The 23586-nt window shown below is 58.6% G+C and carries 19 protein-coding genes; 7 read left to right on the forward strand and 12 right to left on the reverse strand.

Annotated elements, in window-relative coordinates; genetic code table 11:
* Positions 1-63: 63 nt before the first annotated feature.
* A complete protein-coding gene (locus tag AC13RC_RS08435; protein WP_229002209.1) occupies positions 64-396 on the reverse strand; it encodes a hypothetical protein in 333 nt (110 codons plus the stop codon).
* Between the two features lie 343 nt (positions 397-739).
* Here AC13RC_RS08435 and AC13RC_RS08440 point away from each other — a divergent pair, with 343 nt between their 5' ends.
* From AC13RC_RS08440 to AC13RC_RS08455, 4 genes are all read left to right on the forward strand, one after another.
* Positions 740-2212, forward strand: coding sequence for a nucleobase:cation symporter-2 family protein (locus tag AC13RC_RS08440; protein ID WP_488556909.1), 1473 nt, complete (start codon positions 740-742; stop codon positions 2210-2212).
* A 654-nt stretch (positions 2213-2866) separates the two neighbouring features.
* The gene (locus AC13RC_RS08445) at positions 2867-3916 is read left to right on the forward strand and encodes a porin (protein ID WP_488556910.1); all 1050 of its coding nucleotides are present in this window, start codon (positions 2867-2869) and stop codon (positions 3914-3916) included.
* Between the two features lie 416 nt (positions 3917-4332).
* Positions 4333-6429 (forward strand): carboxy terminal-processing peptidase, encoded by a 2097-nt coding sequence (locus tag AC13RC_RS08450; RefSeq protein ID WP_488556911.1) that lies wholly within the window; start codon positions 4333-4335, stop codon positions 6427-6429.
* A gap of 503 nt (positions 6430-6932) precedes the next feature.
* Positions 6933-7517, forward strand: a complete 585-nt coding sequence (locus tag AC13RC_RS08455; RefSeq protein ID WP_113353291.1) for an IMPACT family protein — start codon at positions 6933-6935, stop codon at positions 7515-7517.
* Between the two features lie 58 nt (positions 7518-7575).
* Here the strand turns inward: AC13RC_RS08455 and AC13RC_RS08460 are convergent, their stop codons facing one another.
* On the reverse strand, positions 7576-8865 hold the full coding sequence (locus tag AC13RC_RS08460) for an MFS transporter (RefSeq protein WP_488556912.1): 1290 nt from the start codon (positions 8863-8865) through the stop codon (positions 7576-7578).
* Between the two features lie 716 nt (positions 8866-9581).
* Between AC13RC_RS08460 and AC13RC_RS08465 the strand changes: the two genes are divergently transcribed.
* Complete coding sequence (locus AC13RC_RS08465) at positions 9582-11141, forward strand: glycosyltransferase family 39 protein (protein ID WP_488556913.1); 1560 nt, start codon at positions 9582-9584, stop codon at positions 11139-11141.
* A gap of 72 nt (positions 11142-11213) precedes the next feature.
* Here AC13RC_RS08465 and AC13RC_RS08470 read toward each other — a convergent pair whose 3' ends face one another.
* The 10 genes from AC13RC_RS08470 to AC13RC_RS08515 all read right to left on the reverse strand — a co-directional run bounded on the left by AC13RC_RS08470 (position 11214) and on the right by AC13RC_RS08515 (position 20056).
* Positions 11214-11834, reverse strand: a complete 621-nt coding sequence (locus AC13RC_RS08470; protein ID WP_488556914.1) for a YdeI/OmpD-associated family protein — start codon at positions 11832-11834, stop codon at positions 11214-11216.
* A 126-nt stretch (positions 11835-11960) separates the two neighbouring features.
* Positions 11961-12392 (reverse strand): SRPBCC family protein, encoded by a 432-nt coding sequence (locus tag AC13RC_RS08475; RefSeq protein ID WP_488493078.1) that lies wholly within the window; start codon positions 12390-12392, stop codon positions 11961-11963.
* Entirely contained in the window at positions 12389-12712 is a 324-nt protein-coding gene (locus AC13RC_RS08480) for an ArsR/SmtB family transcription factor (protein ID WP_488493077.1), read from the reverse strand. The genes AC13RC_RS08475 and AC13RC_RS08480 overlap by 4 nt, the downstream gene beginning before the upstream one ends.
* A gap of 84 nt (positions 12713-12796) precedes the next feature.
* A complete protein-coding gene (locus AC13RC_RS08485) occupies positions 12797-13594 on the reverse strand; it encodes a glycerophosphodiester phosphodiesterase (RefSeq protein ID WP_488556915.1) in 798 nt (265 codons plus the stop codon).
* A 37-nt stretch (positions 13595-13631) separates the two neighbouring features.
* On the reverse strand, positions 13632-14522 hold the full coding sequence (locus AC13RC_RS08490) for an ABC transporter permease (protein ID WP_113395097.1): 891 nt from the start codon (positions 14520-14522) through the stop codon (positions 13632-13634).
* A 24-nt stretch (positions 14523-14546) separates the two neighbouring features.
* Positions 14547-15473: an ABC transporter permease gene (locus tag AC13RC_RS08495; RefSeq protein WP_113353298.1), complete on the reverse strand. Its 927-nt coding sequence runs from the start codon at positions 15471-15473 to the stop codon at positions 14547-14549.
* A gap of 11 nt (positions 15474-15484) precedes the next feature.
* A complete protein-coding gene (locus tag AC13RC_RS08500; protein ID WP_488556916.1) occupies positions 15485-16351 on the reverse strand; it encodes an ABC transporter ATP-binding protein in 867 nt (288 codons plus the stop codon).
* Positions 16341-17309, reverse strand: coding sequence for an ABC transporter ATP-binding protein (locus AC13RC_RS08505; protein WP_488556917.1), 969 nt, complete (start codon positions 17307-17309; stop codon positions 16341-16343). Before AC13RC_RS08505 ends, AC13RC_RS08500 begins: the two co-directional genes overlap by 11 nt.
* 11 nt (positions 17310-17320) lie before the next feature.
* Positions 17321-18928, reverse strand: coding sequence for an ABC transporter substrate-binding protein (locus AC13RC_RS08510; protein ID WP_488556918.1), 1608 nt, complete (start codon positions 18926-18928; stop codon positions 17321-17323).
* An 81-nt stretch (positions 18929-19009) separates the two neighbouring features.
* A complete protein-coding gene (locus AC13RC_RS08515; protein WP_488556919.1) occupies positions 19010-20056 on the reverse strand; it encodes a LacI family DNA-binding transcriptional regulator in 1047 nt (348 codons plus the stop codon).
* Positions 20057-20444: 388 nt separating this feature from the next.
* Here AC13RC_RS08515 and AC13RC_RS08520 point away from each other — a divergent pair, with 388 nt between their 5' ends.
* Together AC13RC_RS08520 and AC13RC_RS08525 are read left to right on the forward strand one after the other, a co-directional pair.
* Positions 20445-21119, forward strand: coding sequence for a DUF2278 family protein (locus AC13RC_RS08520; RefSeq protein WP_488556920.1), 675 nt, complete (start codon positions 20445-20447; stop codon positions 21117-21119).
* Positions 21120-21220: 101 nt separating this feature from the next.
* The gene (locus AC13RC_RS08525) at positions 21221-22954 is read left to right on the forward strand and encodes a phospholipase D-like domain-containing protein (protein WP_488556921.1); all 1734 of its coding nucleotides are present in this window, start codon (positions 21221-21223) and stop codon (positions 22952-22954) included.
* Positions 22955-23586 lie beyond the last annotated feature (632 nt).

The raw sequence follows: 23586 nt of genomic DNA on the forward strand, positions 1-23586 counted from the left end.
TATTAAGGGGACCAAATGATTTTGTCCCAATTCTGCGGCCGCTGACGAGGCAGGCCAACTCTCCTATCGGGAAAGATGGAGGTTCTCGCCCGCAAGTTTCTGCTTGGTGTCATCAAGCTTATTATAACCTGCCTGTATGATATCGATATCGGCTGCATGACCGACGCCGGCCAATTTATAAAGCACATCGCCAACAGCTATATCCACGCGTGGCTTGTTCTGCGAATAGACTTTCTCGATGATCGGCTGGATTGCATCCAAGGCGCCGCCGGCAGCGAAATAGAGCTCCAGAGCTCGATATAAAAACGCATCCCGGCGATCGTTCAAATCCAGCAGCGACTCGTGGCCGACGCTCGAAGCCAACAACCTGACCGCCTTGTTTTGATACTCGCTCATTATACCCCACCCAAATCTTCTGAATGATACTCGAGCCCGAAAATGGACTATATGTTTCTGCCCATGTATTCTTTCGCGAGACTGCACCGGCCTCCATGACCGCATCGTCACTTGTGTCGACGCGAGGGGATATAAAGTCGCTGCTCCGTGTCGGCTGCATGGAGCCTTCCCCCCTTCCAATTCCACCAGCGAAAGATCGCGGTCCGCCAACCAGACCAGCGCGGGCATGGCCTTCTGGTAAGGTGTTTCGCATTTTTTTATAAAGTCATCGGACGGCGCACACCGTAACGTGCAACGCTCGTTTGGAGGAAACGAGAAACGCAAAGGTATGGAGGAGATTACCTTGGCAATAGCAGCAGAGGAAAATACCGCACGCCCGGCCCCCGAAGATGAAAAGCTCAGCCTTGGCGCCAATCTGGCCTATGGCCTTCAACATGTCCTGACCATGTATGGTGGCATCGTTGCCGTTCCGTTGATCATCGGCCAGGCATCGGGCCTGACACCTCCCGACGTCGGCCTGCTCGTGACCGCATCGCTGTTTGCCGGCGGTCTCGCGACCATCCTGCAGACGATCGGAATACCGTTCTTCGGCAGCCGTCTCCCCCTGGTGCAGGGCGTATCCTTTTCCGGCGTCGCGACGATGATTGCCATTACCGGACATGGGGGCATCCCGGCCGTTCTCGGCGCAGTCATTGCGGCGTCCTTCATCGGGCTCCTCATCACACCCGTCTTTTCACGCATCACCCGCTTCTTTCCGCCGATCGTCACCGGCATCGTCATCACCACTATCGGGTTGACGCTGATGCCGGTCGCGGCGGGCTGGGCGACGGGCGGCAACCGGAGCGCGCCGGATTTCGGCAGCCAGGCTAATATTCTCCTTGCGGCGGTAACGCTCGTGATCGTGCTGCTGCTCAGCAAGTTGGGTAGTGCCGCCATATCAAGACTATCGATCCTGCTCGCCATCATGATCGGGACGGGGATCGCCTATGCGGCCGGCATAGCGGACTTCTCGCGGGTGACGAGCGGTCCCTTCGTCGCGCTGCCGCAGATCTTCCATTTCGGCTATCCCGTGTTCGATACCGCGGCGATCATCTCGATGTGCATCGTCATCATGGTGACGCTGGTCGAAACCTCAGCGGATATCCTCGCCGTCGGCGAGATCGTCGGCACCAAGGTCGATGCGCGCCGGCTCGGCAACGGCCTGCGTGCCGACATGCTTTCCAGCATCCTCGCCCCGGTTGTCGGCTCCTTCACCCAGAGCGCCTTTGCCCAGAATGTCGGCCTCGTGGCCGTGACCGGCATCAAGAGCCGATTTGTCGTGGCGACCGGCGGCCTCTTTCTCGTCGCTCTCGGCTTGCTGCCGATCGTCGGCCGCATCGTCGCCGCCGTTCCGAGTTCCGTCCTCGGAGGAGCAGGCCTCGTCCTGTTCGGGACGGTCGCGGCAAGCGGTATCCGCACGCTCGCCAAGGTGGACTATGAGAACAACATGAACCTCATCATCGTGGCGACCTCGATCGGCTTCGGCATGATCCCGATCGCCTCACCGGGCTTCTACGAACACTTTCCCGCATGGGTCATCACCATCTTCCACTCCGGCATCAGCTCGGCGGCATTGATGGCGATCGCGCTGAACCTCCTGTTCAATCAGCTGACGACCGGAAACTCGGATCAGCAATCGGTCTTCGTCGCGGGAACGGAACGCCTGATCCGCTATCAGGACATCGCCGGCCTGCATGACGGCGATTATTTCCTAAACGGCAAGCTTTACGACGCCAATGGCGCGGAAGTTCCATTGGTCCCCGCGGAAGCCCATTAGAACACAGAGGGACCTGCTTCGGCGGCTGCGAATCATTCCGCACGGCTGAGTCCGCCTACCAAACCCCGTGGACCGGCGGCCCCACAATTGCGCCGGTCTCGTAATCCAGCCATTTGGCCGGGGGACACCTGCTACTGAAGCATTGCCCGAGTCCGCGAGTGGCCTGCGCTAAGTTCGGCTCAAGGCGCGCTGCCGAGCAGCACTTCCCCTCTCCACCCGTAGATTGGCAGGTTGTAAACCACGACCTCCGATCCCTCCGCAATTCATCTAACTGACTTGAATAAGATTGAGTCAGGATTCGCGCTACATGCCCTCCTCGGTGTTTATTGTATAGTTTGTATTCTTTACTTATTATTTTTGCGATATTTTCGATTAATAACATACATTTGGTACGTTTACTACGTATAGATTTCTAATATACTTCATATACATACTAAGGTCGCGTGATTTTATGGTGTATTTTTGCATCTTTGACGAATTTATGACGATAATTACTTCATGGCTCCGAATTATTCTATTCCGATGCATCAAAAGCCCCGCTAGCGTGCCAGCACGAAAGTCTTTCGGGCTTTCGGTAAGAGGGAACACCGAATTGATGAACGTGGCGGAAGACGTCCGGCTGCGTTCCGATCCGGCAAATCGATTGGAGAAAAAATGAATATCAAGAGCCTTCTTCTCGGCTCCGCTGCTGCCCTGGCAGCAGTATCCGGTGCTCACGCGGCTGACGCGATCGTCGCAGCCGAGCCGGAGCCGCTGGAATACGTCCGCATTTGCGACGCATACGGCGCAGGTTACTTCTTCATCCCGGGCACCGAAACCTGCCTCAAGATCGGCGGTAAGGTTCGTACCGAAGGCAAGTGGTACGACGCCTACAACCCAGACACTCACTTTGGCACTCTCTGGCACACTCGTGCCGAGCTGCAACTGCAGACGGCAACCGACACCGAATACGGCCCGCTGAAAACCAACACCGAGCTGCGTTGGGACTGGAACGACGGCGGCGCTACGGCTACCAACCTGCTACACGCCAGCATCAGCCTCGGTGGCTTCACCATCGGTAAGGAAGACTCGCAGTTCAACGTCTTCACCGGCTACGCTGGAGACGTCATCAACGACGACGTGATCGCCGACGGCCCGTACGAACTCAACCAGATCACCTACAACTACGACGCCGGCAACGGCTTCACGGCTGTGATCTCGCTCGAAGACAGCAACTCAGGCCCGGGTGCCACGGGTGCAAACGGCGAAGACAGCCACAACCATTACGCTCCTGACGTGGTCGCCGGTGCTGGCTACAAGGCCGGCGCATGGAGCTTCAAGCTCGTTGGTGGTTACGACTCGATCGTCGAAGAAGGCGCCATCAAGGCTCGCGTAGACGCTGACTTCGGCGTATTCTCGGCCTTCTTGATGGGCGCCTGGAACACCGATGGCGACAAGTTGAACAAGTATGCGCCTGGCGATTCGATCGGCCAGAGCTGGGGCGACTGGGCTGTTTGGGGTGGCGTTGGCGTACCGGTCAACGAGAAGCTGAAGTGGAACCTCCAGCTCGCCTACACCGACAACAAGACCTTCTCGGCAACGACGAACGTCAAGTGGAAGCCTGTCAAGAACCTGCTCATCGAGCCGGAAGTCACCTACACCAACTGGGACTCCATCAATCAGGACCAGTGGGCTGGCATTCTCCGCTTCGAGCGTACGTTCTAATCTGATCTGAACTAGACCTCCGATCAGAGACGGAAGAAGACCTGGTTTCCCTCCAGGTCTTCTTCTATTTTACTGCAGCTGTATTCGGGCGGTCATTCCAGGCCGCATGGCCGGCAAGCCCAATCGAGCGATCGGATGGGGCGTCGATCATCAATGGGCTGATCCGACGATGAATCCGCCGGGCCTACGGCGGCGCAACCGAACGGCTCGCATGGCGCCTCTAACATTTGAAGGTTGATTTCGGCGCCCCTGGCTTCGTTTTTGTCGATCTGCCGACGACAGGCACACTCGCTTCACGCAAATGTTTCGAGAATCTTTCTCGAAGGAAAGCATCTGTCTGGTTGCCAAAAAACCATAATTGTTCCACCTAGATTATAGATTGAACATTTAACGATTGAGAATCGGGCCAAGACTTGATGCGTACGAAATATGGTTTCCTCTGCCTGTTCCTGGCATTTGCTTCATCGGCATATGCTCTGGAAGCCGGTTCACCGCCAGTTTTGACACCGCTGCCGCAGCAGGCGCAGGCCGCGCATTTGACGGCGCAATTTCTGCAGCGCTTCCACTATAAGCCGGTCCCGCTGGACGACGTCCTCTCCGCCAGGATCATGAATCGCTTCATCAAGTCCCTTGATCCGGACCGTGTCATCTTTCTGCAGAGCGATATCGACAAGTTCATGGCGGGCAGCACCAAGATCGATGACGCCATCAATCAGGAAGACTTGAATATCCCGTTTTCCATTTTCAATGTGTACGAGCAGCGCGTCGTCGACCGCATGACCTATGCGCGCAGCCTGCTCAACCAGAAGCTGGACTTTACCACCAAGGAAGACTACGCGCTCCTGCGCGACAAGGAGCCTTGGCCACAAACCGAGGCGGAAAGCAACGATCTCTGGCGCAAACGCGTCAAGAACGACTGGCTGCGCCTCAAGCTTGCCGGCAAGGATGATGCCGCCATTCGCGATACGCTCGACAAGCGCTACGAAAACTCCCTCGAGCGCGCCTTTAAATACAAGAGCGACGATGTCTTTCAGACATTCATGGACGCCTATACGACGTCGGTCGACCCGCATACCGACTATTTCGGCGCGACCGCCTCGGCCGAGTTCGATATTTCCATGAAGCTCTCTCTGGTCGGTATCGGCGCGGTGCTGCAGGAAAGGGATGATTACACCACGATCCGCGAACTGGTCGCAGGCGGCCCGGCGCAACTCTCCGGCAAGCTCGCGGTCGGCGATCGCATCATCGGTGTCGGTCAAGGCGAAAACGGCCCTATAAAGGAAGTCGTCGGCACGCGACTCGATGAAATCGTGCAGATGATACGCGGCGCCAAGGGGTCAGTCGTGCGCCTTGATATTTTGCCCGCCGATGCTGGGCCAGATGGCAAGCATCACGTCATCAGTCTCGTCCGTGACAAAATCAGCCTCGACAAGCAGGCTGCCAAGCAGACGATCCTATCGGTAAAGGATGGCAATACGACGCGCAGGATCGGCGTAATTACTCTGCCGGCTTTCTATGAAGATTTCGAAGCCCGGCGCAAGGGCGACAAGGATTACCGCAGCGCCAGCCGCGACGTCGCCAAGCTTCTCGGCGAGTTGAAGCAGGAAAAGGTCGACGGCGTCCTGATCGACCTGCGCAACAATGGCGGCGGCTCGCTGGCCGAAGCGATCGACCTGACAGGCCTGTTTGTCGGCAAGGGTCCGGTCGTCCAGCAGCGCGATGCAGGCGGCGAGGTGGAGGTCGAGAGCGATGATCTTGCCGCTCCGGCCTGGACCGGCCCGGTCGGCGTGCTGATCAATCGCGGCTCAGCATCGGCCTCCGAGATTTTCGCGGCGGCGATCCAGGATTACGGTCGCGGCGTGATCATCGGCGAACCGAGCTTCGGCAAGGGCACGGTGCAAACCGTGGTCAATCTCGATCAGGTGGCCCACAATCAGAAACCGAAATTCGGCGAGCTGAAACTGACGGTCGCTCAATTCTTCCGCGTCAACGGCGGTACGACGCAGTTGCGTGGTGTGACGCCGGATATCAGCCTGCCGGGACTTGCCGACCTCAAAACCTTCGGCGAATCCAGCTACGACAACGCGCTGCCTTGGACACAAGTAAAGCCGGCGAATTACAAGCCCTGGGGTGACATCCAGGCGCTGCTGCCGCAGCTGCAAGGTCGCCATGACGCGCGCGTGAAGGATGATCCGGAATACCAGCGCTTCGTGGAAGACGTCACCACGCTGAAGGAGCAGCGCGACAAGAAGGTCATCTCTCTCAACGAAGCCGAACGCCGCAACGAGTTGACCGCCCAAGCAAACCGCATCAAGGCGCGCGGACAGTCCAATGACGGCATCGATACCGGCGAAGATGATGGCCTGCAGGCCAACGAGCGCAGCCTGAGCGCCGATATCGCCATCGAAAAGGCCCGCAAGAACGCAAAGGATATCCTGCAGAACGAGGCTGCCTCCATCGTTGCCGACGAGGCGGACCTGCAGGCCGGCATGTCGAGGGCCGCGGCAAAATAGTCGCGAAGTTACACCGCGCCGCTCACGGCCGAGGAATCGACGTCGCCGCCGTGACGTCGACCACCACCTCGCCGGCTGTGGGTGCATAAGACTAACAGCTAAAGCAAAATGCCAAAAAGTGTGGATGACTTTTGGGCACATCCGCTCTATCTATTTGATTTTAAAGTGAATTCTTATTTTGGGTTGGGCAGACCTGAATTCATCTGTCTCTGGGGCCTCAGCTACGTTTCAGCTACCCGTTGTAAGCTATGTGCGTGCGATACTTGCGCCCCCAACAAAGTTTCGCACGAGGCGCCGATAAGGCTCTCTGCTCTGCCTCATGCCCATGAGGCAGAGCTTTCCCGCCTTGACCACGCTCAACGAGTTCCGGCTACGCCATTGAAGGCCTTGGAAACTCTCGCGGCTATCCTCATCCAATTCACTTTGTCCCACGTCACCTCATGTCTCTCGGAACAGCGGCAACTGCCTCTTCGCAGAGTGCACGAAATTGGCTAAGAGGCCGTATGTTTGAGCTTGTTTCGATCGCCACCGCCAATCAGGAAATCAAGCGAAGCCGGTTCGTTGCGACGGCCGGTCCGATTGCCGATAGCGAGGCAGCAAAGGCGTTTGTCGCACAGCACTCGGTCACGGATGCCAATCACAATTGCTGGGCCTGGCGTATCGGACAAACCTATCGCTTCAGCGATGATGGCGAACCGGGCGGAACCGCCGGCAAGCCGATCCTCCAGGCCATCGACGGCTTCGAATTGGATATGGTGGTCGTCGTCGTGACACGCTGGTTCGGCGGCACTCTTTTGGGTGCTGGCGGGCTGATCCGCGCTTATGGCGGCACCGCCGCGCTATGTCTGCAAGGCGCGGAGAAGAGAGAAATACTCCCAACCGTCGCGGCAACGATCGATGTGCAGTTTTCACATCTCGCTCTGGTGAAAGCGAAACTTTTGACAGAGGCAGGCGTGCGGCTTGTGGAGGAACGCTTCACCGAATCCGGAGCCGTGCTCGGCGTAACCATAGCCGCCTCGATGGTCGAACGGGTCGTTGACAATATTCAGGATCTGACAAGCGGTCGGGCAACCGTAAGGTTGGATTGATCGGGATATGCCGAAGGATGACGCTCTCGACGCGTCGTGATGGAGCCGCGATAGCAGCTCAATCGCCGGAGAAAACCACGCCCTGAGGCTGCCCCGGTACGGAAGCCGCTACGCGCAGCACGCCATGAAACCCGACCCAAAGCGCAATCGACCCGAGTGCAAAACTGCCGAGGATCATGAACATCGTGCCATAGCCGATCTCCTGCGCCAGCCAGCCGCCGATTGCCGGGCTCAGGGATGCGCCGACCCCTTGCATCGTCATGACGACGCCCTGGCCGACATTGATGCGGCCGGTTCCGTTCAGGATGCGGGCGACGAGCGTCGGCACGGCAACGCTTTGCAGGCCGGCGCCGATGCCATCGAGAACCTGAACGGGATAGACACCCCAGGATGTAATCAGATGCGCCGCCACGAAGCCGCGGATCGGCAAGGAGACAAACGAAATCAGCAGCACGAGCCATTGCCCTCTCCTTTCCGCCATATGCATCGCGATCAACGAGGTGATGATCATCGTGCCCTGAGCCACCACCACGGTCAGGGCAACAAAGCCAGCGGGATCGGCGTGACCGGCAGAGACGACAGCCAGCCCGAACAACGGCAACATCGCGCCGTTGCCGAGATGGAACAGCGCAAGCGCACCCGCCAGGATCAGCAGCGGCTTCGACTCGGCGAGTACTTTAAAACCGCTCGGTTTTCGGTGTCTGGGAGGCTCCATCTCCCCTGCCGGACCAAGGGCGGCAAAGGTCGCACCCCGCGCTTCGTCATCGTCGATCGCATCGGCCGGGATCATCAGCACGGAAATGATGGTCAGCACGCCGAAGATGGCCGACAACCAGAACACGGCAGTCAGCCCGAACATCCAGCCGAGCCATCCCGACAGCCCGGCGCCGACGAGGTTGCCGGCATGATTGAATGCCTGATTGTAACCATTCTGCCGATTGAAGCCGGCCTGCCGGACAATGCCGAGCGTGATGCCATTGAGGGCAGGCCCGATCGCGGCACCGGCAACAGCGGTCGCAACCTGCGACAGGGCCACGACCCAGAAGAGCTGCGAGACCAATATGATCATGGAGGCGAGGACCGTGCAGATGCCGAGCACGATCACGCATGTGCGCTTATGCGTCGTCTCATCGATGAAGGCTCCGGCAGGCGCCATCATCACCATCCCCGCAACCCCGCCGATCGTCATGACGGAGCCGATCGACCCACTTTGCCAGCCATGGGCGACGAGGAAAACCCCAAGGAAGGGTCCGATGCCCGCCTGAACATCGGCCATGAAGAAATTCAGAAATCCAAGTGGGACGAGAGCTCGGGCTTGCTGCTGGTCGTTGGGGGATGAACGCGACAAATGACAACCACATGGCTTCTAAAATCGTCAAATGAAAAGCGTTTGATGGCAAAAGGTTCCCTTTTAGATGAATAAGGCCCCAGGGCTCCCTGTCTAGCTGCTCCGGCGAAATCGATCCTGCGGTGTTTATCCAACGTTGAAGCAGCCGAGCCGTCGCGATTTCGATAGCACGTTGCTGTTCGAAGAGAGTCTCGCCGGTCTCGTCGGCAAAAAAGAGAAGGATTCGGAGGGAAAGCCGAATCCTTCTCGTCTTGATCGGAGGTCAACCGATCGGGGTGGGCAGCCGCATCGGATTGGAACGATAGGCTGCTGCTACCGACACAGTGTGTCGGATTGTGGCGGACTCGGAGTTTGAAAACGCCCCCGCGCCCAAGCTTGGCTCCTATATACATACATTCGGTATGTTTGACAACAAGTTCGATGCGAATTAAGGCAGAATCTGGAAAAAATTCTTGTTCGCACGTGCCGCGGCATTCATATTCCCGCAGCCACAGGCGGTTATCTGACCAGGCGGATTCGCCCAGCGTCATACGGGAGCGCTGAACGCGAAGAACGACGAGGATACTTTGACGACCTGGCTACCGAAGGAATAATATCTGGCAAATCAGATCTGCCCTCGAGATGCCGCCCCTGAAATCTTACTGAAAACGATTGTGTCGCCGCGACATCTATGACATGGCGCCTGCGACGATAGTGGCAATCGCTGGGAGAACCGGATGAACTTTCTGGGAAAAGACAGGTTTGCGGGTGCGCATCAGCAGGCTGCGTCCATCGACAGCAGCTCACCCTCCGAATATTGGTGGGTACCGGGAAGCCTGGCAATATATTTCATCGTCCAGGCAGCCATCCGCATCGCCATCTCCAGCTCGCTGCGGATCGACGAAGCACAGCAGTTTCTCGTCGGCCAATGGCTCGCCTGGGGTTATGACGCCCAGCCACCGCTCTACAACTGGATTCAGTACGGCATCTTCGAAATCTTCGGCACGAGCGTCGCATCGCTCGTCATCGTGAAGAATCTCCTGCTTTTCCTCGTCTATCTCGCCTATTACAAGCTTTTGCGATTACTTGTGACCGACAAAAGCCTGGCGGCGGTCGGGACGCTATCGCTCCTGACGATGCCGCAGATGTTCTGGCAGGCGCAGAGAGACCTGACGCATACCGTCGGCACCCTGCTTGCGGTGCTCATGTTGATCTATTTCGTCGTCGTAACCATTCGTCGCCCGACGCTCATCTCCTACGCCCTGATCGGCCTATGGGCCGGGCTTGGCATGCTGACGAAGTATAATTTCGCTCTGGTGATTGGCAGCGTTGTCATAGCAACCTTCTTGCATCCGGTCGGGCGAAAAAGGCTGATCGACTGGCGCCTTCTGCTAACGCTGGCAATCGCCGTTCTCGTGTTCCTGCCGCACGCCATATGGATGGTCTCCAATATGGACCGGGTCCTGACAACGACGGTCCACACCATGTCGGAACAAGGCGCCGGCGGAAAGCTTTCCGATATCGGTTTCGGACTTCTAGAACTTGTCAAAACCAGTGTCGCAATCGTTGCCCCTACGTGCGTGATCTTTCTGCTGTTCTTCCGTCAATCATTCCTGCATTCGCTGCGTGCCAGAAGCGAATGGAGTGATTTTGTCGGAAGGATACTTTCAAGCACCGTCGCGATCCTGCTGATCTTGATACTGGTGATCACGCTTACGGAGTTTCGTGACCGCTGGCTGCTCCCCTTCCTGTTTCTACTACCGGCCTATTTCTGTCTGAAGCTCGACGCAGCGGGACTGCAAAGCCAGGCCGATATAAAGAAATTCCTTTACCTGCCCATCGTCATGATGATTGCGCTGCCTCTGATCATAGCCGGAGGTGTCCTTTTCGCGCGGTTTTTCCATTCTTATGAGCATTTGAACGCGCCCTACGCCACCTTCGTGGACAAAGTCGTTACCGTAGAAGGAAAACAACCCTCGGCAGTCGTGACGACGACCTGGCTGAAGGCCGGCAATCTGCGTGTGAACATGCCGCACACGTCGATCATATCGACGGAATATCCTGCGTCGGATTTAAGCCGGCAGGCCATAGGAAATGGACCGGTTCTGCTGGTTTGGAACGAGCGGGACGGACATCAATCAACCATGCCGAATGCACTGCAGCAATGGCTCACATCGAAATTCGGAGCGGCGACACAGTTGCCACCGCAGCAGGACATTGCCCTTCCGTATTACTACGGAAAGGAGCCGGATCGTTATCACTTTGGTTATGCGTGGTATTATCCCAAACCGAACTGACTCGGGATTGCGCGGCCATTCGATCTCACCGGTGGATGAGGCAATCGAGAAGCGGGAGGGATTAACTGTCGGCTACCGCTCCAGCGCGCCCTTTCCGGCGAGAATATGATTGCGAAACTTAGCAATTCGCGCGGTCCGCGTTTCGGACCTCTTCACGGAGCCGAGGTTGATCACATAGCTTTTCTTTCGCCCCGGCGTCAGATCATGGAAAGCCTCCGCCAATTCGGGATCGGAATCCAGCGCCTCGATCAGCTCGTCAGGCAATTCGATGTCGCTTTGCTCTTTCGGCGGCTTGATGCCGGCCTCTGCATAACCCATTGCCTCCTTCAGATAAGATCGGATGACGGGCTCCATCGTCGCCACGGCGTCATCGCTCACAAAGCGGATCATATCGGGATGCCGGGTATTCTGCCCTTGCTTTTCGAGCACCCCCTCAGGGTCCTTCATCAGTGCCGCGTTGAAGAAAGTGAGGCGAAAATCGCCACGAAAGGCACCGATGATCACGATGTTGCGTCCCTCATGCATGTAGCACGGATGAGCCCACTTCACCGTCTCGACGAGCCCCGCCTCCAGGCAGATTCGGCGCAGTTCGTTCAGACCGTCAATCCACAGCCTCGTCGAGCAGTCCGGCGTCGCAAAGCGTTCGCAGCGCCCACATCCCTTGGTAAAGAAGTCCTCGATATCGGTAATCATGTCCTCATCCACTTCATATTCCGGCCTTCTGAATCATCCACACCGTCAGCTCGCGCACGGCGTGGTGAAAGCAAGCGGCCGGACCATGCTCGCATGATTGTATTCCGGGCTTGCGAGCAATGGGTCTCACTTCACTTCTGCCAGCACCTGTTCAAGTCTTTCGAGGAACTGCCGCCATCCCGCCTTGGCACCGCTATAGGCCTGCTTCTGGTCCGGTCGGAAGCCGACCTGCTCCATGCGCAGATGCGTTCCCTTGTCCGTCTGCGTGAGCGTGAAGGTCACAACGCTCTTCAGATCGAAAGCCGGGTCATCATGTGCGAAATTCCATCGATAGGACAGCCTGGCGTTCGGCTCGACGACGAGCACTTCGCAATCCAGGACGCCACCCCAATCGCCACGAAAGCTAAACCGATGTCCGAGGACGGGAACGAAGTCGTTCTTCATCAACCACTCTGCGATCAGATGCGGCTGTGTGAGTGCGCGCCAGACCTTTGCCGGCGGATGCGCAATTTCGCGCTCAACCACGACAGCGCGTACCTCGCCCAATGCCGCTTTCATTGATCCATCCGATCGAGCAAGTCTTCGAGATCATCGAACTTGTCTTCCCAGAAACCGGCCATTTCGCTCGTCCAGTCACGCAACGACGCAAGAGCGTTTCGTTGTGCGCTATAATGCGTCTGGCGTCCTTCATGCCGGTCGCATACCAGCCCCGCCTGTTTCAGAACGGCGAGATGCTTTGAAACGCCCGGCTGGGAGACGCCGGCATAAGCCGTAAGTGCGACGACGGTCTGATCGCCGTCACGGCACAATCGCTCGAATATCGCCCGCCGCGTCGGATCGGCGAGCGCTCGGAAAATGGGATCATGGGCGTTTGCCATACCGATTCATAACTCTTTGGCTATTGATTAGATCAATAGCTGACAAGCTATGAATAAGTCAAGCGGCGATCGACGGCGCTATTCTCAGGCGCTCGTGCTCAGCATGCGGAGGAAATCCACATCGTCGCCGATAAGGGCATCGACCAGCCGGTCCCTGACGCAGCCGCGGATCATGGGAAGCAGGTCGCGGCCACCCTGCCAGAACAGGGCAAGCTTTTCCGGCAGCGGCAGGCTCAGACGCACTGCAATGCCGGCCTGCTGCAGCGCCTCTGCGTCAGTGCGGTGAAAGCGGTTCAATTCCAACGAGACGCCATCAATGCCGCCGGCGCGCATCGAGGCGACGATGTCTACCGGACGATGGTGGAGGATCGCTTCCGTCTGAAGGCGCGGTTCGAGCTCTTTCACCCGCCGTAGATCGATATGATCAAAGGAGGATATGGCAACATGGTCAAACGCGTCGAGCTCTTGCAGTGTCGCGATCATGATATCGATGAGACGATCGGCACGCTCCGGCTCCTTCATTTCGATCGCTAGGCGGGTATCCGTTTGCTTTGCCCACAGCAGCGTATCGGCAAGCGTCGGCACGCGGGTTCCGGCGAAGCGCGCGTCGAATTTCGCGCCGGCATCAAGCGAAAGAATGTGCTGGAGATCGTGATCGGCAACGAAGCCGGAGCCATTGGTCGTGCGATCAAGCGTTCTGTCGTGAATCACGACGATCTGGTCGTCGCGCGTCAGCATAAGGTCGATTTCGCACTCGTTGGCGCCTGCGTTCACACCCGCCTGGAAGGCGAGAATAGTGTTTTCCGGGAAGCGCCGGCTGAAGCCGCGATGAGCGGCGATGCGGAGCGAACCACGACGAGCGGCGTGAAGGGGCAAAGGCAATGCAAGTCTCCTTGGAGTCAGTTCTTTAGGGGGCAAGCTAGTGAAGTGTCGGATCGAGAACATCGCGCAGATAGTCACCAATCAGGCTGATCGACAGCGACAGGATGAAGATCACGATGCCCGGCAGGATGGCGATCCACCACTCGGTCATTACATAGTCGCGGCCAGCGCCGACCATGCTGCCGAGGCTGACAAGCGGCGGCTGGATGCCGAGGCCGAGAAAGCTCAACGCCGATTCCTGCAACAGGATTTCCGGCAGGACGATCGTGAGGTTGACGAGGACGACAGAGAGCGTGTTGGGCAAAACATGCAGGAAGGCGATGCGCCCCGTTCCCGCACCATTTCGTCTCAGCGCCGCGACATAGCCTCGCTCCAGCTCCAGCCCTGCCATGGTGCGCACCAACCGCGCGTAACGCTCCCAGCCGTAGAGGCCAAGCAACGCCATGAAAAGCCAGAGATTGTCGCCGAAGAAGGCGAGAACGGCGAGGGCAATGATGAGGAACGGCATCGAGGCCTGAAAATCGACGGCGACGCGGATCAGCATATCGGCAAATCCGCGACCGAAAGCGGCAAGCAGCCCAAGCACCGTGCCCAGCGCCAGGCTGATCGCCGACGCGCCGAGCGCGATCAACAGGCTGGTGCGCAATCCATAGAAAATGCGGCTTAGAATATCGCGGCCAAGCTCGTCCGTGCCGAGAATATGCTTGAATGAGCCGCCGAACAGGATCGGCGGCGCCTTGCGGGCATGAAGATCGATCTGTGCAAAACCATGGGGCGCAAGGACATTGGCGAAGATCGCAACCGTGATGAAGGTTACGAGAACAATGGCGCAAATGGCCGTCATCAAATCGAACCGAAGCCTGGGTTGAAAAGATCGCTCCGATCTGGTTTTGCGAGGAACGTCGGCGCCGGTCGCTGCATTCGCCATGGTTTTACCTTTCGAGGCGGCCGATCAGGCCGATGCGCGATGCCGCAGACGCGGATCAGCGAGAATGTAGAGACAATCGATCATGAGATTGGCCGTCACCATCGTCGCCGTGATGAGCAGCACGATGGTCTGCACGATGTTCAGATCGCGCTGCGCGACGGAGGAGACGAGAAAGCGGCCGACACCCGGCCAGGCGTAAACACTCTCGACCACGGCCGCCCCGCCGATCATGCCACCAACAAGGAAGCCAAGCATGGTCAGAAGCGGCAATGCCGCATTCGGCATGATATGCCGCCACAGAAGGGCGCTTTCGCCGATGCGTTTGGCGCGCGCCGCCAATATGAATCGCTGGCCCAGCACCTCCAGCACGCTAGAGCGGACGAAGCGGGCGATGATGCCGGCATTGTAAAGGCCAATGACCAGAACGGGCATGACGAGATGCGCCATCGTCGATCCCCCGCCGCTCGGCAAGATCCGCAGGGAGACGGCGAAAAGCTGGATGAGCAGGATGGCGATCAGGAAATTCGGAAGCGAATGCATCAGCACCGCAAGCGCCATGACAAGGCGGTCGATCAGTCCGCCGCGGTTGCGCGCGGCCAGAATGCCGAAGGGTACGCCGGCGCCGAACGCCAATATCAGGGCAGCGCCCATCAATTCCAGCGTCGCCGGGACTTTCGATAGAACCAGCGTCAGGGCATCCTGCCCGTTCAATAGCGACGTGCCGAAATCGCCGCGCAGGAGATGGCCGAGATAGGCGAAGTATTGAATATAGAGCGGCTGATCGAGACCCCATTGCTGCCGCATCAGCGCCACGACTTCCGGCGGTGTCTCGATCGGCAAAAGGGAATGCAAGGGGTCACCGCTGACGCGCAGGATGACGAAGGTGAAGGTCATCGCCAGGAACAGGGTCACGAATGCTCGCAGAAACGCCCGCAAGATGGATTGAAGCATTGCCTATTCCTTCAGAGCGTTTCAAGCATGGCCGCTGCCTGCCGTACCCTGCCGCGCCGCCCGCGAGGAACAGCCGACAGGAGCTTGACGGTATAGGGGTGGGCCGGGTTCGCGAAGACATCCTCCATGGGACCGGTTTCCACGATCTGTCCCGCCTCCATGATCGCGACGCGATGCGAGACATGACGGACCACGCGCACGTCGTGGCTGATGAAAAGTAGCGACAGGCCGCGTGCCCGCTGCAATTCGAGCAGGAGATTGAGCACCTGCGCCTGTACCGAAACATCGAGCGCCGAGACCGGCTCATCGCAGAGCAGAATTTGCGGTTCGACCACGAGAGCACGGGCGATGGCGACGCGCTGACGCTGGCCGCCGGAGAGCTGATGCGGAAATTTCTGCAAGGCGGAGACCGGCAGGCTGACAGCTTTAAACGCCTCCGCCGCGCGATCGAGCCGGCTTGCCGGATAGCCTATGCCATGGATTGTCAGCGTCTCCACCATCTGATGACCGACGCTCCGGCGCGGATCGAGCGCACCCATCGTATCCTGCGAAATGACCTGCAGATGTTTCGCCAGACCGCGCCGGTTCGGCTTCATCAGGTTTTTGAAGGGTTGACCGAATAGCATGATTTCGCCTGATGTCGGCTCGCGGTCGCCGCAGAGCAAGGAGGCAAGCGTGGACTTGCCGCAACCGGACTCGCCGACAAGACCCAATGTTTCGCCGGGTCTCAATTCCAGGCTCACATCCTTGATCGCGTGAAATCCCTTCGCGCGTCCCGGCCAAAGGGAGAAACCCGGAGCATAGGAAAATTGCAGATCGCGGGCGGCAAGTGCAATTCTCGTCTCTGAATTGGCGGCGATTTGCTTCTCAGGCATCATGGGCACTCCATGGATTGAAGCAGGCAAGCGCCGCCGCACCGGCAATCAACGGCGGAACCATCGTCGTGCAATTCGGCTCCGCGCGTGGACAACGGGGCGCAAAGGCGCAGGCCTGCGGCAGCTCATCATGCGATTTCAGTTCGCCGGGGATATCCGCGAGCCTCTCCAGTGGCCTGCCCCGTCCGGGCATGGCCTCCAGCAACAGGCGCGTATAGGGATGGCGCGGATTGTCGTAGAGATCGTCCGTGCGATTGATCTCGACCAGGGAGCCCGCATACATGACCGCGATACGGTCGCAGACCTCCGAGACGAGATCGAGATCATGGCTGATGAAGATCATGGGGATGCCACGCTCGCGCACCGCCTTGACAAGGAGAGCGACGACCTGCGCCTGCACCGTCACATCAAGAGCCGTGGTCGGCTCGTCGGCAATGATCAATCGCGGCTGCATGGCGAGCGCCGTGGCGATCATCACGCGCTGGCACATGCCGCCGGAAAATTGCGCCGGATAGGCGTTGTAACGCGTCTCTGGCTGCGGAATGGCGACTTCCGCCAGAAGCCGGAGCGCCTCGTCCCTGGCTTCCCTTGTCGACATACCGGCGCTGAAAGCCGCCTCGGCGATCTGGGAGCCGATCGTGCGGACCGGATCGAGGCAGGAAACAGGCTCCTGAAAGATCAGCCCGATCGGCGGCAGCTTCACTCTTGACCGCGGACCGAGCTCGGCCGCGTCGTACATGGCATCCTGGAAGGAAATATAGCCCGTGGCACTGGCGCTCGGCCCGAGAAGACCAGCAAGCGCGAGGCAGGTGAGGCTCTTTCCCGATCCGCTCTCGCCGACGATGCCGAGGATCTCACCCTCGGCAAGGTCGAAAGACACGTTGTTGACCGGATGACACCGCCCCACGCCCGTTCCGAACGAGATGCTCAGATTGTCGACCGAAAGAACTGGAACGCCCATCGCGAGGAAGCTCAGCTCTTCTGCTCTTCGAAGGAAAGACTGCCCGCGCCAAGATCCATCTGGAAGGCCGGCAGAGGCTGCCATTTGATGCCCTTGCGGATGCCGAAGAAGACAGCATTCTGATGCAGGACGGTCTCGCCCGGATCTTCCCATTCGATCAGATGCAGCATGTCGCGAAAGATCTTGGCGCGGTCGGCCGGATCGACGGCCTGCTCCATCTTGGCGCCGAGCGCATCGAAATCGGCATTCTGCCAGATTTTGAACGAGCTCAGATTGCCGGCCGAGCTGAACTGCGTAAAGAAGGAGATATAGGGGTCGGGAACCTGGCCGGTGCTCGACCAGTTACCGGTCGCGCGGGTTGGCGAGTTCTCGAACAGCTTGCCCGATTCCACGAACTTCATCTTGGCGTTGACGCCGACAGCCTGCCACATGGCGACAACGGCCTGCGTCACCGGGTTTTCCGCCGTGTAGTAATTGTTCTGCGAGCGGATCTCGATCTCCTCGCCATTATAGCCAGCATCCTTCAGGAGCTGCATCGCGCGATCGGAATCGTACTGATAGGCCGGATAATCCTTGAGATAGACAGGACCGTAGAGCTCGAATTGCAGCCCGTTCGGCACTTTCGTGCGGCCGTTCCAGATCGTGTCGACGATCGCCTGGCGATCGATGGCGAGGATGAGTGCCTGGCGAACGCGCGGGTCCTTCAGCGCGGGATTGTTCTTGTCGAAGAACAGAATGCGATTGTTCGGAACCGGACCGCCGACGATCTCGTGATCGGTACTCGCGGTAACAACCGAGAGCTGGTCCGGCGGCAGGTCCGTCGCAATGTCGTAGTCGCCGGCCAGCAGGCCGGCAATGCGCGAGGAAACCTCCGGCACGATGCGCAAGGTCACGCGCTTGGCGGCCGGTTTGCCGCGATAGGCCTGATCGTGAGCGGCGAGAACGACGCTCTCATTGGCCGTATAGCTTTCGACCTTATAGGGGCCGGCACCGACCGGCTTCTGCCGCCAGGTCGTCCAGTTGCCGCCGTTTTTCTGCCAGGCATCCTTGCTGATGACGACGGCCGCATAGGATGCAAGGCGCTGCAGGAAGATCGGGTCCTGGAACTTGGTGACGAAGCGGACCGTCAGAGGATCGACCACTTCGACATGGTCGAGGCTGGTGAAATTGGTGCGATAGGTCGGATAGCCCGGCGCGTCCTTGTTCAGGAGCCGCTCGGGGCCGAAGGAGAAGACAACGTCCTCGGCGGTCATCTCGCGGCCATCATGGAAGATCACGCCGGGGCGCAGCTTCATTTCGAGCACGGTCGGAGAGATCCAAGTCCAGGAGGTCGCGAGATTGGGCTTGACCGAAAAATCGCCGCGCATGTCGAGCGCGAGCACCGTCTCATGGATGGAATAGTTGTTGCGGAAGGCGACGTTGCTGGCGGCGTCGACGGGCTCCTGCGAAACCGGATTCATCTGAACGGCGATATGAAGCTCCGGCCTTTTATCGGCGTTTTCATCAGCGGAAGCGGACAGCGCCGGAATGAAGGCGGAGAGGCCGGCGCCGGCGCCCATAAGAAGGGTCGTACGACGGGTGACCGGGCTGTTGAGGCCGGTGAGCAGAAAATCGGACATCGGCACACTCTCCTATCAAATCTTTGCACAAACGTTTGCGCAAATAAAATATGGCCACTTGCGTTCAGAACATCGTTTCTTCTACGCAAGGGAGAATGGCCGCAAGCTAGGCGAGCTCGATGACGCACGTATGACAAGTTCGGGAGTAACGAACCGGATCGGACGCTTTTCAACGCGCAGATCCGCCGGAAGATTTGAAAGCTCAATCAGAAGATCAAGCGATGCTTCGCACAGTGCATCCGTCGGCTGTGCGACCGTCGTCAAAGGCGGAGCCCAATAGGCGGTATCGGGTACGTTGTCATAGCCGACCACGGAAATATCGGTGGGGATCCGAAAGCCGAGATCGCGCAGGAAAGCGACGACTTCGATCGCAAGCCCGTCGCTACCACAGACCAGCGCCGTCGGGCATTGCGGCGATGCCAAGATATCCGCAAGGAGCTTGCGCTCGCGCTCGCCCTTCTCAAAGGAAATGACGTCGCCAACAACCAAGCCGGCGCTGCCGGCAACCGCGTCCTGAAAAATCGACATCCGATCGCGAAGCGCGCTGCGACTGACGCGGTAGACGAAAGAGATGCGGCGGTGTCCGAGCTCCACCAGGTGATCGAACAGCAATCTTATGCCCTGCCGGTCGTCGGTGAGAACCGCGGGAAGCGGCCCCGTCAGTCCCGCGCCAAGCGTCACATGTGCCTTGCCCATGAGATCAAGGTGATCGCAGAGCGCTTGTTGGCCCGGAAGATCGCTGACCATGATGACACCATCGAAGAAATCCTGCTGAAACAGGCGCAGCTGGCCGGCGATCTCGCCGGCGTCCGCCTTAGCCTGCGCGACCAGCAGTTCCACGCCACGGCGCTGCGCCACGATTTGTAGGCGACTTGTCAGATGCGGCTGATAATGGCCGGAGAGGCTATTGACGATCGCCCCAAAGACACCGGTCCTGTGCGTCCGAAGCGATGTTGCCAGACGGTTGACGACATAGCCGACGCTGCTTGCCGTTGCCTTGACCCGCTCCTGCGTCTCCAGGCTGATGCGGCTGTCAGCCTGGCCGTTCAGAACGCGGGATACGGTCGTCGCGGACACGCCAGCCAATCGGGCGACGTCCAGAATGCCGATTCTTTTGGGTGCTTTCATACAGTCTGCCGAAATTTTTCACGCCGTGCCGCACCGGCGCCAGGAGGTTCGGGAACTCTTGCCCCACTTGCCTCGAGACGCAAGATCGCATTTCGACTTGGAGGGAAATTTTCATAGGCGACCATGGATCACGAATTCCGCAACTGCTCTAAAGACTTCTAAATCAAAATGGCATTGCGCCCATCTTTAGGGCCCACAGAGCAATTCATGAGATCGTCACGACCGTGACGCAAAGTGGGATAAAGCCACCTAACTGGCCCAGCAGTCGGTTAGACACGGTTTTCAGTTTCAGCGCAAATTCCTGCCTGGAGTCTAATCCCAAATGCCGCAAAAGCTGTTGGCAGGCGATCAGCAAGCATTTTCCAGCCCGTAATGAAGGTCCTTTCTCATGACACGTCAACGTCGAAAACCCAGGAATGCCCAGCGCACCTACGGGGTCCTAGTCGGCAAGGTCGCCGATGGCACGATGAAGCCGTCCGGCTCTTCGCCGCATTACGAGATCTGGGTCAAAGCGAATGACGAGGATTTCCGCATTGCCGTCAATGTCCAGTCCGTTGATGGCAGCGAAGTGTTGGTTCACTACGACCCGGACTTCAAGGACAATAGCGGCCACGACATTGCCGGCATCGCCGAAGGGCCCGTGGGTTTCAAGCCCTTGCAGACCGGACCCGATGGAGAAGGTCTCGACTATATCCGAGATACGCTCTTCCCGATCGACGACATGACAGCCATTCCGGCCGATGGCGCGCAGCTGTCGCTCTCCAACATGCTCGATGCACAGATCGAACGCGCCAAGGCCGACACGGGCGCCGTCATCGTCGCCTTCGGTGAGTATTTTCAGGACCAGGGCAGCGACGAAACCTTTCATTTCAGCCCGGAACGCGGCGTCCACGATATCCACTTCATGCAAGGCAACTCCGGCAGTTTCGCCGACGACAATCGTGTCCACGGCGATGGCGGGCTATTCATACGTTTTACCGTCGGCGAGACCATCGCCGTGTTCGTGCGCTTTAGCGTTCAGGCGCTCAAGACGGACGACCAGACGGGGGCGCCCCTTAGCTGACGCACCTTGCTATCCAAGGTCTCGCGGCGAGGAGCGTCAGCACGGATTTCATGCCTGGCAGCAATCGTAGCAACTGAAGCAATCATCGAGGGAGAGGTCCAATGAACATCAGTCTGATCGTGCATCCCGGTGTGGATAGCGCTCTTATTGCCTGGCGCAGCGACTTCATCGACCAGTGCCGTGGCTTTGCCTTGCGACGTAAGATCAAGCGGGCAGCGGGAAGCCCGCAAAGCCCGAATACGATCTCCGATGTCGACCCCGATGGGTATCATGAGGAAATCGTCGCGAGCTGGGTCGGCTTCGCCGACGGACCGGCCGTCGAGGAAGGCACGCGCAAGCCGACGACGGAATGGCCGATCCAGAAATATCTCTGGTCCGATTTCGCCGTCAATCCGGGCGATGTCGTCGCCTACAAGGTCTCTGCCATGATCGGCCCCGAGACGGCATTGCGGGAATCGCCCGATCATGTATCGAACTGGAGCGATGCCGTGCAGATCGGAGCGGAAACCAGCGGTCATGTCAGCTGCTATTTCAACCGGGGCATCGTCGCCAGCCAATGGCTTGCCCGCTTATTGCCGGAAGAGGCTCCCACCACCAAGCTCAAGAAGGCCATCGCCAACCCGGAGGATCCGATCCGCCAGTTCCTCGCGGGGCCGATCCGCGACAAGCTGGTATCGCTCCTCAATGATGTCAGGTCGAATGGCGGCCATATCTATGCCGCCCTGTTCGAGCTGGACGATCCTGAGCTCATTCCGCTGCTGCAGGGCTTCAAGAAACGCGCCCATATCGTGCTGGGCAACGGCAGCGTCAAGAAAAAGGGAGAGGACGAAAATGAGGATGCCCGATCCGAACTGTCTTCCTGTGATGTCAGGGATCGCATGAGCGCACCGCGGGCGTTGGCGCACAACAAATTCCTGGTCATCTGCAACGCCGACAAATCGCCCCAGGCCGTATGGACCGGCAGCACGAACTGGACAATGACCGGCCTTTGCACCCAGGCCAATAATGCGCTCCTGATCGACAACCCGGCCGTGGCGCAATTCTATTTCGATCAGTGGAAGACGCTGGCCGCCGACGGCAACGATTCCCCGCCCGCCCTCTATCAAAGCAATGCCGAGCCCCGAACAACGCCGAAAGCGAAAAATACCACGGTCTGGTTCACGCCAATGCGCGAAGGGCTCGACCTTGAACAGGCAGGCGAGCTGATCCGTGGCGCCCAGCAGGGCATCCTGTTCGCAATGTTCAATCCCGGACCTCGCGGTACGCTTCTCAACGACATCATCGAGCTTGCGTCTCCGTCGAGCCCTTCGTTCAAACCCGATCTCTACATCCAGGGCGTGGTCAACCAGAATCCGGGTACGGCAAAGAACCCTGTCGTGCTGTTCAACAGAGGCGAGAGGATCGACGCCAATGCCGACGTCGTCCTGCCCGCCGCGATCCCCGGCCGTTTCGCCTATTGGCAGAAGGAAGTTCTGAAGCTGCCGACGGCTCACGCCATGGTCCATAGCAAGGTCGTCATCGTCGATCCATATGGTCCTAATCCCGTCGTCATGACCGGCTCCCACAATATGGGCCCTAAGGCGAGCGGCGTGAACGACGAGAACCTGGTGATCATCACCGGCAACGGCGATCTTGCCAGCCAATATGCCGGCAAGATCATGGAAATCTATGCCCAGTATCGCTGGCGGCAATCCGTACAGAAGCAGGGCGGCACGCCGAAGTGGACCGGCCTGGCTGATGATGACAGCTGGCAGATCAAATCGCCGGATCAACCCTATGACAAGCGTCGCATACGCGAGCTCGACTTCTGGTTCGGCAAAAATGACGACAACTGAGATCTGACGCGCATCAACCCTGGATCGCAGCAAACCTGCCGCGATCCTGCTTGCGGGCGTGACTCGACTTTTTCGAGCATGTGTAATGCCGACGCAATCTTCGGCTTCTAGTGGCTTGGCAACGATCTGGATTTCCGAATGTTGCTTCGCTGCTCTCCTCCCATGCTTCTCCTTATCGGCGCTTTGGCGCTTACGGCGTGGCCTTTTATCGTCGTCAAAACCCATAGGGACGGATCGAGCGAGATGGTTGGTCAATATCACTGGCCACTCGCTGGCGTGCATCGTCCCATACCCGAACGACAGTTCATTGCAGGATATGAGATTGCCGGCAACGCCGTGCCGCTCCACTTCGGTCGCAAGTTCCGCCAGGCTTCCTCGCTACATGGCGATGGCAGCTCGCCCGCAACGCGTGGCTATTTCGAAAGAGCGAGGATCCTTCTATACATTCTGCGTTCGCGCCATTGGCGAAAAGCCTAACGAACCTTCGCAAGCCGACCGGCGAACATGAATGATCCCCCGTTTGCCCTCCCAAGTCGCCGGGCTCTCAGCCGTCCATTCGGGTAGGTTAAATAAACCTCTGGTAGATGCTATAACTTACTCTACCGGCTTGGACGCCACCCCCGAGCCGGGCA

The organism is Martinezella sp. CNPSo 3890 (genome assembly GCF_057784455.1).

What these genes read in the sequence shown, in the direction of transcription:
- AC13RC_RS08435 (WP_229002209.1), bottom strand. Translation starts at nt 396, where the DNA reads ATGAGCGAGTATCAAAACAAGGCGGTCAGGTTGTTGGCTTCGAGCGTC.
- AC13RC_RS08445 (WP_488556910.1), top strand. Translation starts at nt 2,867, where the DNA reads ATGAATATCAAGAGCCTTCTTCTCGGCTCCGCTGCTGCCCTGGCAGCA.
- AC13RC_RS08450 (WP_488556911.1), top strand. Translation starts at nt 4,333, where the DNA reads ATGCGTACGAAATATGGTTTCCTCTGCCTGTTCCTGGCATTTGCTTCA.
- AC13RC_RS08455 (WP_113353291.1), top strand. Translation starts at nt 6,933, where the DNA reads ATGTTTGAGCTTGTTTCGATCGCCACCGCCAATCAGGAAATCAAGCGA.
- AC13RC_RS08465 (WP_488556913.1), top strand. Translation starts at nt 9,582, where the DNA reads ATGAACTTTCTGGGAAAAGACAGGTTTGCGGGTGCGCATCAGCAGGCT.
- AC13RC_RS08470 (WP_488556914.1), bottom strand. Translation starts at nt 11,834, where the DNA reads ATGATTACCGATATCGAGGACTTCTTTACCAAGGGATGTGGGCGCTGC.
- AC13RC_RS08475 (WP_488493078.1), bottom strand. Translation starts at nt 12,392, where the DNA reads ATGAAAGCGGCATTGGGCGAGGTACGCGCTGTCGTGGTTGAGCGCGAA.
- AC13RC_RS08480 (WP_488493077.1), bottom strand. Translation starts at nt 12,712, where the DNA reads ATGGCAAACGCCCATGATCCCATTTTCCGAGCGCTCGCCGATCCGACG.
- AC13RC_RS08490 (WP_113395097.1), bottom strand. Translation starts at nt 14,522, where the DNA reads ATGGCGAATGCAGCGACCGGCGCCGACGTTCCTCGCAAAACCAGATCG.
- AC13RC_RS08495 (WP_113353298.1), bottom strand. Translation starts at nt 15,473, where the DNA reads ATGCTTCAATCCATCTTGCGGGCGTTTCTGCGAGCATTCGTGACCCTG.
- AC13RC_RS08500 (WP_488556916.1), bottom strand. Translation starts at nt 16,351, where the DNA reads ATGATGCCTGAGAAGCAAATCGCCGCCAATTCAGAGACGAGAATTGCA.
- AC13RC_RS08505 (WP_488556917.1), bottom strand. Translation starts at nt 17,309, where the DNA reads ATGGGCGTTCCAGTTCTTTCGGTCGACAATCTGAGCATCTCGTTCGGA.
- AC13RC_RS08510 (WP_488556918.1), bottom strand. Translation starts at nt 18,928, where the DNA reads ATGTCCGATTTTCTGCTCACCGGCCTCAACAGCCCGGTCACCCGTCGT.
- AC13RC_RS08515 (WP_488556919.1), bottom strand. Translation starts at nt 20,056, where the DNA reads ATGAAAGCACCCAAAAGAATCGGCATTCTGGACGTCGCCCGATTGGCT.
- AC13RC_RS08520 (WP_488556920.1), top strand. Translation starts at nt 20,445, where the DNA reads ATGACACGTCAACGTCGAAAACCCAGGAATGCCCAGCGCACCTACGGG.
- AC13RC_RS08525 (WP_488556921.1), top strand. Translation starts at nt 21,221, where the DNA reads ATGAACATCAGTCTGATCGTGCATCCCGGTGTGGATAGCGCTCTTATT.